Annotated in this window: 12 protein-coding genes; 3 read left to right on the forward strand and 9 right to left on the reverse strand. The window is 38.8% G+C overall.

What is annotated here, in order from left to right:
* Window positions 1–12 precede the first annotated feature (12 nt).
* From HJC33_RS07630 to HJC33_RS07645, 4 genes are all read right to left on the reverse strand, one after another.
* On the reverse strand, window positions 13–1,347 hold the full coding sequence (locus HJC33_RS07630; RefSeq protein ID WP_171658218.1) for a TolC family protein: 1,335 nt from the start codon (window positions 1,345–1,347) through the stop codon (window positions 13–15).
* The gene (locus HJC33_RS07635) at window positions 1,348–1,953 is read right to left on the reverse strand and encodes a TetR/AcrR family transcriptional regulator (RefSeq protein WP_171658219.1); all 606 of its coding nucleotides are present in this window, start codon (window positions 1,951–1,953) and stop codon (window positions 1,348–1,350) included.
* 228 nt (window positions 1,954–2,181) lie between these two features.
* Window positions 2,182–2,607, reverse strand: coding sequence for a hypothetical protein (locus HJC33_RS07640; RefSeq protein WP_171658220.1), 426 nt, complete (start codon window positions 2,605–2,607; stop codon window positions 2,182–2,184).
* Between the two features lie 14 nt (window positions 2,608–2,621).
* Window positions 2,622–3,155: an RNA polymerase sigma factor gene (locus HJC33_RS07645; RefSeq protein WP_171658221.1), complete on the reverse strand. Its 534-nt coding sequence runs from the start codon at window positions 3,153–3,155 to the stop codon at window positions 2,622–2,624.
* Window positions 3,156–3,330: 175 nt separating this feature from the next.
* On the opposite strand from HJC33_RS07645, the gene HJC33_RS07650 reads away from it, so the two are divergent.
* A complete protein-coding gene (locus tag HJC33_RS07650; protein ID WP_171658222.1) occupies window positions 3,331–4,314 on the forward strand; it encodes a polyprenyl synthetase family protein in 984 nt (327 codons plus the stop codon).
* Window positions 4,315–4,458: 144 nt separating this feature from the next.
* On the opposite strand, the gene HJC33_RS07655 is transcribed toward HJC33_RS07650, so the two are convergent.
* The 4 genes from HJC33_RS07655 to HJC33_RS07670 form a co-directional block, all read right to left on the reverse strand.
* Window positions 4,459–5,601, reverse strand: a complete 1,143-nt coding sequence (locus tag HJC33_RS07655) for a lycopene cyclase family protein (protein ID WP_171658223.1) — start codon at window positions 5,599–5,601, stop codon at window positions 4,459–4,461.
* 68 nt (window positions 5,602–5,669) lie between these two features.
* Window positions 5,670–7,274, reverse strand: a complete 1,605-nt coding sequence (locus HJC33_RS07660; RefSeq protein ID WP_171658224.1) for a solute:sodium symporter family transporter — start codon at window positions 7,272–7,274, stop codon at window positions 5,670–5,672.
* 6 nt (window positions 7,275–7,280) lie between these two features.
* On the reverse strand, window positions 7,281–8,147 hold the full coding sequence (locus HJC33_RS07665) for an inositol oxygenase family protein (RefSeq protein WP_171658225.1): 867 nt from the start codon (window positions 8,145–8,147) through the stop codon (window positions 7,281–7,283).
* 118 nt (window positions 8,148–8,265) lie between these two features.
* The gene (locus tag HJC33_RS07670; protein WP_171658226.1) at window positions 8,266–10,524 is read right to left on the reverse strand and encodes a TonB-dependent receptor; all 2,259 of its coding nucleotides are present in this window, start codon (window positions 10,522–10,524) and stop codon (window positions 8,266–8,268) included.
* A 140-nt stretch (window positions 10,525–10,664) separates the two neighbouring features.
* Between HJC33_RS07670 and HJC33_RS07675 the strand changes: the two genes are divergently transcribed.
* Window positions 10,665–11,321, forward strand: a complete 657-nt coding sequence (locus HJC33_RS07675; RefSeq protein ID WP_171658227.1) for a metal-dependent transcriptional regulator — start codon at window positions 10,665–10,667, stop codon at window positions 11,319–11,321.
* A complete protein-coding gene (locus HJC33_RS07680) occupies window positions 11,321–12,142 on the forward strand; it encodes a ZIP family metal transporter (protein WP_171658228.1) in 822 nt (273 codons plus the stop codon). Before HJC33_RS07675 ends, HJC33_RS07680 begins: the two co-directional genes overlap by 1 nt.
* A 27-nt stretch (window positions 12,143–12,169) precedes the next feature.
* Here the strand turns inward: HJC33_RS07680 and HJC33_RS07685 are convergent, their stop codons facing one another.
* A complete protein-coding gene (locus tag HJC33_RS07685; protein ID WP_171658229.1) occupies window positions 12,170–12,667 on the reverse strand; it encodes a DoxX family protein in 498 nt (165 codons plus the stop codon).
* Window positions 12,668–12,677 lie beyond the last annotated feature (10 nt).

The raw sequence follows: 12,677 nt of genomic DNA on the forward strand, positions 1-12,677 counted from the left end.
GGTTTTTCTTGATTATTGATTCAATATAGTTTGCAATTCTGTTTTGCTGTTAATTACGTCAACCATGGATTGCAAGTATTCTTGTTGACTTGAGTATAATTGTGTTTGGGCCTGTCTTAATTCAAAACTGGTGGCCAAACCTTCTGAATATTCTATTTGATTTTTTCTTTCAATGCGTTCTGCCAACTCCAAGTTCTCTTTGGAAGTTCCATATTCATCGATGGCCAAAATATAGTCGCTTTTAGCACTTTCCAACTGTAGTCGAATTTGTTGCTCGGCCTCTGTTAATTGGGTTTTGGATTGCTCTAAAGCAATTTTGGCGCGTTGGGTACTGGCACTTCTTTTAAGTGAACTAAAGATGGGAATGTTAAGGTCAACTCCCAAAATGGAGGACCCGAACCATTGTTGACCAGAACTTAGAAAGTTGAAACTATCACTGAAGGATGATCCTCCGTAATTTACAAAAGCATTCAACGTTGGGAGTGCTCTACTTTTAGCCAGTTTATGCTCAAAAAAGCGTTGCTCATTCAAGTTGAGGGCCAATTTATAGTCCACATTATTTTCTATGCTGAATTGGGTATCCAACAACCCAAAGTCAATTTGTTTTTGGGTAAGATCATCTAAATTTTCAGTCAAAATGGTTTTGGATTCAATAGGCAATCCCAAAACGAGATTCAACATTTGAAGAGTAATCTTCTCCAAACGCTTTGCGTTTTTCAATTGGCTATTGACAGAGGATAATGTGATTCGCAATTGATCCACACTTTCCTCATCCCCAAGTCCATTTTCATAGATTCTTTTGGTTTCATAAAGGTTTTTCTCCAGAGTAGCTTTATTGTTCTCTGAAATTTTTACACTTTCCTGGGCCAGCAAAACGTTGCCATAGGCTTCTACTACAGATTTAAGTACATCCAAATCTGTTTTTTCCTTATTGTTACGGCTGTAATCCAAAAAGGTTTTAGTGGCCTGAACACCAACAATATAAGACCCATCAAAAATTTGTTGGGTCAAGGTAGCTGTAGCAGAAGCTGATTGTGGTTGTCCAAATACCACTTCTTGGAAGGTGCCTGGTTCACCGCCAAAAAATTCAGCAGGAATTTGACTAACGGGTTGTTTCAATTGGTTTTGGTATGCAATAGAACCAGAAATTTGAGGTAGTCCGTCCGCAATGGTCTCCCATTTTTGTTTTTGTGCAGCGTCCATGTCCCGAGAAGCATTAATGGAACTATAGTTGTGTTCCAATGCATATGCAATGGCTTCATCTAGACTGAAACTATTGTTTGTTGTTTCCTGCCCCGATGATAACCATGGTAGTACTAAACATAGAATGATTAAGGTTGTTCGCATTTATTCTTGGTTTGAATTGATGATTGAGTTTAATATTTTTCTTCCTTCGGGGGTTACTATCCCTCTGATGTGGTATTCCAAATAAGAGTCCATTAACTCCGACAGCAGAAACTTATCTGAGGGAAACAAACTATTGTCTTTGATACTATTGCCTCCCGCAAAATAGATTCTGGCTATAAATTCTGGATTAAGGTTTTCTCTATAAATACCTGTTTTTATACCTCGCTTAACATTGTCAATGACACACACAGACATGACTTCATATTGTTTTCTTTTGATAGTGTCATGTATTTTGGGGTAATATTTTTGAAGTTGGTATTGTGGAGAGGACTTTTGGTCTTTCATGCACAACATCACAAACTTTTTGATTTCATAGAGTTCTTCAATGGGGTTTTTCGCTTGAGCAATGATTTTATCTATTCCATTTGAAATTGCCCAGAACAGGTCGAGGGTACATTCCTCCACCAACTTGGTCTTATTTTCAAAATTGGAATAAATGGTTTTTTTGGATATGCCCATTTCATGCGCCAAGTCATCCATGGTTACACTTTTAAACCCTAGGTTCAAGAACAGCTCCGTAGCCTTGTGTAAAATTTTTTCTCGCATAATGAGCGGCAAAAATAATCTGGAAACTCAAAAAACAAAAAAAGTTTCCAAAGTTTTACATTTTTTTAACGAAGGCTTAATTCCATATTTTAATGCGGCCAAACAACTATATAGTGACGAAGAAGAAAATCTTTTTTGGATTGAATTGTGTTTTTAGACCGTGAACTCCAGAAAAATGATTTGTACTGACGTTGGTAACTTTCTTTAATAACTAGTTTTTTGTTCTTTTTAGAGGGTATCATGATTTTCGTTTTTGATTCGTTCTATATATGATTTATAAGCTTCCTCACCTTCCTCTTTCCAGAATTGGTCGTAGTGTTTCCACTCGTCAAAATCCCTTCTTAGCGAACTACATTTATGGGAAGATTTCCAGTTTTTCTTATGTTTGGATTTGCTCTTTTTATCATCACCACCAAAACCAAAACCAAAAAGGAGTTTGGCAATGATAAAGATGCCCAGTGCTTGCCAATAATTAATGGTGGTCAGGCCAAATATGTCGGGCATCAACCAATTCCATAGGCGCATCAACACATAATTGGCCAATAAGAACAGGCCAATGCCCAATACCACCATCATGAATACCTTGAACACCTTGGTGACGTAGTATTCCATTTTCTTTTCCATTCTTTTTTCAATATCTCTTTTATGTTCCATAATCCAATGCTTTTTTATTCTTCAATATTTTCTAAGGTTGTAAACAATAATGATAGGGCACGGTGCCTTCGGGACATTAAAGTACCCGTTGGGATACCCGTTTTTGATGTTATCTCTTTATAGGTATATCCTTCAAAATCTATGGCGATAATAATATCCCTATAAGAAGGTTTCAATTCTACTATGGCCTGTTTGAGTGCATTTTCCATTTTTGGGGAATACGAATTATCTGCATTACCATAAAATAGCTCAGCAAAGTCACGCCATTGTCTATCAATATCTTCTGAGGAATATTTTCTTTTCTTTTTACCCCGCATGATATCAATGATCCTGTTCCTAATGGCACTGTAAACAAATCCTCCAATATTGTTGATGGGTAAAATATCATCCGCTTTGGAGAAAACCCGCAATGCCACATCTTGTACAATGTCCTCTGCATCCCTTTCGGACGTATCTTGGATTTTGGATTGCACATAGTACTTCAACGAGTTATATTCCTCATTGAAAAAAGTAGCAAGGTTGTTACGGTTATCTGTTTTATGGGCCATTAAAAAGGCTATTAGCGCTCTTCATCCATAAAGACGAAGCTTTTCAAATCTATTGCATTTTTGATGCAAATTTTTTTTCCTTTCTGATATTTGACGATTAGCAATGCGGAAATTGGACATTGCTATTCTTTTGGTTCGGTAGTGATTTTTGATATTTTGCATGTATTTTTGACGCATGTCAACATCCAAAATTATTGAGCAGCTTCAAAGCAAATTTATATCCCATTTAGAAGCGAATACCCAGACTTCGGAACCCCAAAATTTATATGACCCCATCCAATATATCCTTGGATTGGGCGGAAAACGTTTGCGTCCAGTTCTGTGTTTGATGACAGCGGAACTTTTTGGAGGAAAATCTGACGAGGCTTTGGGTGCCGCTCTTGCGATAGAGGTTTTCCATAATTTTACCTTGGTGCATGACGACATTATGGATGATGCCCCTCTGCGAAGGGGAAAAACCACGGTGCATGAGAAATGGGATGTGAACACTGGAATTCTATCTGGGGACGCCATGCTCATTCAAGCCTATCAATATTTGGAAAAATACTCTCCTGACATTTTTAAAGAACTTACTTCTCTTTTTAGCAAGACAGCCATTGAGGTTTGTGAAGGTCAGCAGTACGATATGGATTTTGAAACTAGGGATGATGTTACCGTGCCTGAGTATCTTAAAATGATAGCCTACAAAACAGCTGTTTTGGTGGCGGCTGCCATGAAAATGGGAGCAATAATTGGTCAAGCTTCAGAAAAGGACGCCAATGCCATTTATGAGTTTGGAAAAAATTTAGGTATCGCTTTTCAATTGCAGGATGATTACTTAGATGCTTTTGGTGACCCTAAAACCTTTGGAAAACAAGTAGGGGGAGATATAATAGAGAATAAAAAGACCTTTTTGTACCTGACAGCTTTATCAAATGGTACGGAGGAGCATCAAAATAGTTTATTGCACTTATATTCCATAAGACCTGAAGACTCCACCACTAAAATAGAGGCAATAAAATCTATTTTTGAGGAGAGTGGAGCGGTGGAAGCTGCCAAAATGGAAATAGAAAGTTATACACAAAAGGCTTTCAATACATTAGATGAAATCTCGTTGACCGAAACGCACAAAGGATTGCTCCGAAAATTTGGAGAAAACCTAATGCAGAGGGAGGTCTAAGCTACTATGGGTTTCATGTAAATCTTGTCTATAAATGTCAGGTCGAGCGCAGTCGAGACCAACTAGAGATTTTAATTTCCAAGACCTCTTGACTACACTCAACTCGAGGTGACATTATTTTATTGGATTTTGAGATTTCCACTACTAAAACACCCTATTCCAGAGTGCTTTTAAAAACGGAAGTTTGGGACAGGCACTAATGATTTTCAAATCCTCCCAAAAAGTAGTTTCATTTTCAAGGAACTTTAGAATAAGGGAAGCTTTTCTTTTTTTGAACATGGATTCAAATATGGACCGCCCTGAGCTATTATCCCGATGTAGGATGTCCAATAATAATAGGTCATAAAACCAAAACCTGCCGGATTGATGGAAATCGGTCAAAGGTTTTTCATGTTTCAAATACTCAACTAGCTTTATAACTTGTTTGTGGGTATTGTAAAAAGTAAAACCTGTACTTGGCTTTGCCCATCCTCCTGCAACACCAATATGCAAGATTTTGGAAGTGTTTTTATGATGAAAAGGGTAGCAAGTCATTGGAATGCTACCCTTTTCCGTATCTACGATTTCATATGATGGATTTTCAAATTTTTCTTTAAGATAGTCCTTAATGGCTGTCTCATAATCTGCTTTTTCCAGTAGGTTTTCAGAAAACAGGGTATACTCGACCAAAGCCTCTGTTTTGGAAAAGGGAAGCACATACATGAATCTGGTATTTCCTTTTTGAAGAATGGAAAAATCCATAAATGTTGCTTGTGCTTGGTCGAAGACTGGGGTCTCAGTTTTAATGAACCAACCCAAAAAGTGCTGCTGCAAAACAGGAAACTTTTTTTGTTGATACATTGGTTTTGAATCAAATATGCTGGTAAAAACTGTTTTACCGCGATAATTTTCTTTTGCTGTGATGATTTGAACATCATTTTCATGCTCGATAACATCAGTGACGGAATCTTGAATCCAAGTCACATTTGAATATGTCTTTATCTTGTGCACATAATGATTATAAAAATCGATGCCTCGGAGCATTTTATAGGAATAGGGCAATATATTGGTGGATAATTGGAGTTGATTTCCAGCGAAGTAAATTTTGTTCCAGACTTTGTGCGTTAAATGATCAAATTCACCTTCGTTCTTTTCCCAAAAGCACCAGGTACGGTCATTTTTGTTTTTGGAATCTTTATCCAATATTAAAATAGATTTGGAAACAAAAAAATCATCCTTCCCAAAGGAATCTGCTAATAAAAGTCCTGCTGCACCAGCTCCGAGAATGATATAGTCAAAAGAGGACATGGCTCAAAAATACAGAATTATAGGCCAGTGTGGACAACACATTCGTGACCAGACGGAAACTTATTCTTTCACCCTACATTTCCTAATAGCACATAAACTGCTAAAGTGGTCAAAACTAGAAAAATGCTAAAACCTTTGGCATATTTCCACTGGGTCACATCAACCACTCCTACATTGGTGATGCTAAAATTATTGGTTCTTGGAAACCATTTGGAGACCAATAACATTACCCCGATGTTAAGTACAAATTCGATGCCCCAAATATGGACATAATGTAAATTGACTTGAAAGATAAAGTTTGTGACCACATAAAAAAGAAGTCCAAAGAGTAATCCAGCTTTTGCTCCCTTAGCAGAGACTTGGGGCAAGAAAAATCCAGCTAAAATAACTGTAGCCATAGGAATGAAGAATATTCCATTTAATTGTTGTAGCAATTGATATAGGCCTCGGGGGGCATGTGCAATAAAAGGTGCTATGCCAATAGCAAATAATGCTAGCAGTGCTGAGGTGGATTTACCTATTCGGACCAATAGCTTTTCATTGGCATTTTTGTTGATGTACCTTTTGTAAATCCCTAAGCTAAAAATGGTGGCCGCACTGTTCAATGCACTATTGAAAGTGCTCAAAATGGCACCCATGAGTACAGCTACAAAGAAACCGGTCATCCAGAATGGAAGTACTTTTTTTACCAAATTGGGGTAGACCAATTCCTTTTGGTCGTAAAAAGTATCATTAAAATAATAGAAGGCGATAATTCCCGGGACAACAATGATCAAGGGAACCAATATTTTCAATAACCCTGTGTAGAGCAATCCTTTTTGCGCTTCTTTTAAACTGATGGCTCCCAAAGCTCGTTGAATAATGGATTGGTGCATGGTCCAAAAGTAAAGTTGGTTAATGATCAATCCGGTGAACAGTACCCCAAAGGGCATTATGGAGTCGCGAGCACCTTCCCCAACCGAAACTTCATCGCTGATAACATTGAATTTTTCTGGGGCCTTATCAAAAACTAGTTGTAGCCCATTCAAAATATCGCCATCTCCAATATTCCAAAGTGCTAAAATTGGAATAGAAATACCTGCTACCAAAAGTCCAAAACCGTTAATGGTATCAGTATAAGCTACCATTTTTAAACCGCCAAAAATGGCATAAATGGCTCCAATACATCCTACTGTGACCACGGTTAGCCATAAGCCTTCACTTTGACTGATGTTTAAAAGTGTTGAAATATCAAAAATTTGCTCAATACTAATGGCGCCCGAATACAATACAATGGGCAAAAGTGTGGAAACAAAGGATATAATCAACAAAAAAGCAATAATGGTCCTGGTCAGGCCATCAAAACGTTTTTCCAAAAACTCAGGAATAGTTGTCAGTCCCATTTTCAGATAACGTGGGGCAAAATATAGGGCCGCAGCGACCAAGGCCAATGCAGAGGTAACTTCCCAGGCAATAATGATAGCCCCGTGTTTATAGGCATCACCGTTCATTCCCACCAAATGTTCTGTAGAAATGTTGGTCAATAGTAAAGAACCGGCTATGACAATGCCCGTTAAGCTTCTCCCTCCTAGAAAATAACCATCTTTAGAAGAAAGATTGTCTTTCCTTAGTTTCCAACTGGAATAGGTCGCAACAAAGGCAGTGAATACAAAAAAACTTATGAATTGTGTCATCCGCTATTAAAACCGAAGTGTATCGGGAAGGTATTTAGCGGCTAAATCCTCATAATAAGGTCGTAGTTCTTTAACGTTGGGTCGGACCGGTGCCTTAGTGTATAAATCGTATGGATTGAATTTATCTACCCATTTGAACATCTTGTGATCATGCTCATCCATTAAATGGTTGTAAGCGTGTTCTCTATGTTGGGCATAAAAACTATGGTATCGGATAATGTATAAGCCTTCTTCGGGCAGATGGTCTTTCATGACATGGTACAGATATTCATCATGACCCCATGACATATGTACATTTTTAAGACCACAATTTTCTTCATAGACGCCCAGTTTGGTATTGTACTTTTCATTGGTGGCATCAGGATTGTTTTTGAAGAACTCTGGATACACAATTTTATCCGAAAACTGGCAACCAACCGGAAAAGTATCTCCAACTACTGCCCATTGCTCTTCTCCGAACAAGCAAAGTACTTTGCCCAAATCGTGCAAAAATCCAGTTAGTACAAACCAATCGGGTTGCCCGTCTGCACGAATAGCTTCTGAAGTTTGTAACAAGTGTTGGGTCTGGTCCAAATCAATATCAGGGTCAGAATCGTCCACTAGGGTATTCAAATAGTCCACGGCATCCCACAAACCCATTTCTTTGCGGTCTAAAGACAGAAATTCTTTTTCTTTTTCGAGCACAAAATCGTAGGTCTGGTACGTGTGGTTCATTTTGTAGAATTCTTTGACCGTGTCCCTCGCAGGATTGTCATAATTCCTGAATTCTTCCTTGGATTTGTCCTGGTTTTCTGGATAGCGCTCCAGAAGATCGTCCTCCCACAAGTCCATCATATCATGAGCTTGCTTTTTTTGCTCAGAATTTAACGCCATAGTTGTCAAAAAATTAAAATTGAACCCTTACGTGTTAAATGTACACATTTTTTTGATTTGTTTTTTGTCAAAATAATATTGTGGGGGTAATTATCAATTTCTTATTGAAGCATAGTTTTCAAAAGAGCGTATATCGCATCCCGAAGAATCCTCTAATACCTTGATTGGGGCCATAAACGTAGCTGGGGTCAAATGTAAGGGCGTAGGGGTTGTTAGGTGTAGCTAGAGCATTGCCATTGGAGTCAAAGGTCACGTTTTTGTCAAACGGATCACTGGCCCTGGCAATAATAAAGGGATTGCCCTTGTTTGGAGTCCAATCCAAAAGATTTTTGATGCCTCCGTAAACCTCAAAATCTTTTAAGCCTTTGTAGGTGAACTGTATGTTTTGGATGCTCCAAGTAGGAGAGTATTCCTGCCTTGGGTCTAGGTCTCCTAAAAGAGGCAACCGCATAGGACCATAAAGATTGCCAGTGTAATCTACGGTAAGGTTGAGGGGGCGGAATGTATAAGAAACATTCCAAGTTCCTGTAAAACTTTCAGTGAGGATTTGTTGTTGTTTTACGCCATTTTCTGTATTGCTGACATCCTGCCAAGTAGCCCCTACCAACAAGCGAAGGCCATTGGCAAAAACTGTTTCAAAATTGGCGCTGATACCTTGGGAAACTGATTTTCCATCCAAATTATCATAAATGATTTGGTTGGAGTTTGTATCATAGTCGGGTAGAATGGCATTTGAAAAATGGGTGTAAAAAGCTGATGCGTCTATACTCATATAAGTACCATTGTCACCATAGATTTTTTTCAAATAGTTGATGTTGAAATTTAGAGACCGTTCCGGTTTTAATTCTTCAGCAATCACAACTTCTCGAGCACCGGTAAGTGCAGCATGATCTTCGGTGAAAAGGTTGACTACCCGAAACCCCGTTCCTGTATTGACCCTTACAATATCATTGTCTGAAATCTTCCATTTATAAGCGGCTCGGGGGGTAAAAATGTTGCCATGCCGATTGTCATAATCATAGCGTAGTCCAGCTAAAAAGGAATGTTTTTGGGCTAATTTAATTTCATCTTGAACAAAAATGCTGGGTATCCAAACATTATCGGGTTCTAGAGTTGCAGGAGTATTGTCGTTGTAATAATTGTAGCGCACCGCACTACCCAATAGTAGGTCATGTTTACCTGCGGATTTATCCCAAGTGAGTTGCCCAAAACCGATGCGTTGATCGGCTAAATAGGGAGTGTCTCCGTAAACCGAATTTTGATTGTGGTCGTTGTAAGAAACTGACAATAACACTTTCTCCTTTATGGGGAGCTGGTATTTTCCCAATACTTCCCATCTTCTGGTATAGATGCTTTCACCGTAAATTTCATCACCTCCCCTAAACTCTGGCGTCCATTGCATTTCTCCACCCCAACGGTCTTCATAAAAAAACCTTCCTGCTAGGGAGAGCACGCGAGCATTTTCTCGTTTAAAATTCCATTTTTGGAAAATGGAAATACGGTCTTGTAGTGTAACATCTGTAAAATTATCGCCATTATTATCGATGGGAACATCATAATTAAAATAATTGACTCCCAACAATATATCTGTCTTTTTGCCCAGTTCAATTTTACTTCCCACATCCAAATTGTATTCCCCCCAACCAGTAACAAAACCATCCGCAGAGAACTCAGGAGCATTTGGAGCGTGTTTGGTGATGATGTTGATCAACCCCCCAACAGCTTCACTACCGTAGAGGGTAGAGGCTGGACCTTTCACTATTTCAATTTGCTCAATCAAGGAATTTGGGATGCCAGTTAATCCATATACAGTGCCTAAACCACTAACTATAGGCATTCCATCAATCAAAACCAAGGTATAAGGACCTTCTAAACCATTGATATGGATATCTCCGGTGTTACAAACATTACAATTGATTTGAGGGCGTACACCATTTACATTTTGGAGCGCATCAAAAATACTTGCAGTTGGATTTTTCTTTAGAAAAGTAGGAGAGTAGACTTCAACAGGAACCGGACTTTCTAAACGATTTACGGGTTTTAAGGTGCCGGTGACAACGGTTTCATCCAAACTTTCAGCTGAAATTTCCATGTGGATGGTCAAGTTCTTCGTCTCCCCAGATGTAATAAGAATCTTGGTTTTATAAGGAAGGTATCCTATGGAAGATGCAATCAAAGTATAGGAGCCTTGTTGAAGCCCATCAAGTGAAAATTGACCATTTTCATCAGAAGATGTTCCTATTTGTGTCCCTTTCAGATGAATGTTCACATAAGGCAATGGAATTCCATTTTCAGTTACTGTTCCATGAATGCTGGCATTTTGAGCAACAAGAAAAGAGCTGGAGATGAAGCAAAGCGTAAAAAGTAAATTCTTCAAAACAATTTATTTAGAATTAGTCAGAACAAAAATAAGTTAATGCGACTGAGTTGCAAAAAAAGTAATCAAAATTTATTTTTAGACAAATCTAAAAATTGGTTTTGACAAATAAAAATGTATTTTTGTGAAAATCATTTTTAATGACACGGTCAGAGGAGAACTATTTGAAAACTATTTTTCATTTGGGAGGAAACAAAACTTCTCTTATTTCCACCAATGCCATTGCAGAGCAAATGGAGACCAAACCCTCTTCTGTTACAGATATGGCAAAGAAATTGGCAGAAAAAGGTTTTGTTCATTATAAGAAGTACCAAGGTATTTCACTAACTGATTTAGGAATAAAAACGGCACTTTCCATTATTAGAAAACACCGGTTGTGGGAGGTGTTTTTAGTACAGAAATTAGATTTTGCTTGGGATGAAGTCCATGAAGTGGCAGAGCAATTGGAACACATTAAAAGCGAAAAGTTGATTGATAAGTTGGATCAACTCTTGGATTTCCCAAAATATGATCCCCATGGTGATCCCATTCCCAGTAAGGATGGAAAGTTTTTGGAAAGGGATAAACAATTGTTGAGTGAAATTCCGCTGAACACCAAAGGTGTTTGTGTTGGGGTGAAAGATTCATCAGCTCCTTTTCTTAAATTTTTGGACAAAAACAACATAGCACTGGGGAATACCATCGAAGTTTTGGAGATTGAGGATTTTGACCAATCACTTCGAATACAAATAGAGAATAGAGAGCTACTCATTTCCCATCAAATTGCATCCAATCTTTACATTAAAAAGAATGAATAATGGAACAGGTAATTGAATATTTACAGAGCATTGATCCTATTTTGGCCGCCTTGTACGCCACTTTGTTCACTTGGGGACTTACGGCAGCTGGAGCAGCACTGGTATTTTTATTTAAAAGACCCAACCGTGCCTTGTTGGACGGAATGCTTGGTTTTACCGGTGGTGTTATGGTGGCTGCCAGTTTTTGGAGTTTGTTGGCACCAGGAATAGAAATGAGTGAGGGTGAGGGATTTGTGAAGGTTATTCCGTCCGCAGTAGGGTTTCTTTTGGGAGCACTCTTCATTTTTGGTTTGGATAAAATTCTACCCCACTTGCATATCAATTTTAAGATTGATGAAGCGGAGGGAGTTAAGACCCCTTGGCACCGAACAACGCTGTTGGTGTTGGCAATTACCTTACACAATATTCCAGAGGGATTGGCAGTGGGAGTACTATTTGGTGGTGTAGCCTCTGGTTTTGAAGGTGCCACCATAGGTGGGGCAGTTGCTCTGGCCTTAGGTATTGGACTTCAGAACTTTCCTGAAGGTTTTGCAGTGGCCGTTCCTATGCGTAGGCAAGGATTGAGCAGATGGAAAAGTTTTTCATATGGACAGGCATCCGCCATTGTGGAACCTATAGCTGGGGTGCTTGGCGCTTGGGCCGTACTTACTTTTGAACCTATTCTGCCTTATGCGTTGGCTTTTGCTGCTGGGGCAATGATCTTTGTAGTGGTTGAAGAGGTAATTCCGGAGACCCAACAAGACAAATACACCGATATTGCCACAATGGGTTTTATCGGTGGATTTATCATCATGATGACTCTTGATGTGGGGTTGGGGTAAAACGGAACCTTATTGGACTAAAGGGTTTTACTTTTTTGAAATTAAATAGTCAATTCCAAACTTCCCTGACCCTAAAACAATACAAAACATAGATATCCATAAGAAACCGATTGCCGGTAACAAAGGCCAACTACTCCCATATTCCATGGCATCTGGCCACTTTTGATAGAAGATTGCGGTAAGCATTGTCAGAGCTAATAAAACGCTCCAAATTCTTGTTCCCAAGCCAAAGACTAAAAACAGTCCGCCAATTGCTTCGGTTGCAGCACCTAACCAAGCCAATAGACTAGGAGCCAGACTGAATGGAAACCCAAATTTTTCAATATCCTCAGGAAACCAACTGGCAACTTGGAGCAATCCAAGCTCTTCTGAAGTAGACCAAGGCATACCAAATTTGCTTGATCCGAATTCAAAACAAAGCAATAATCCACCTACTATTCTTGGTATCGCCACCAATAAATTCATGTGCCATTTTTCAAAAACGTGAGGTTTGGTCCATTGGGCAAAGTATTTCTTGATCATCATTTTTAACTGG

Origin of the sequence: Flagellimonas amphidinii (genome assembly GCF_013090115.1) — a bacterium.
GTDB lineage: Bacteria > Bacteroidota > Bacteroidia > Flavobacteriales > Flavobacteriaceae > Flagellimonas > Flagellimonas amphidinii.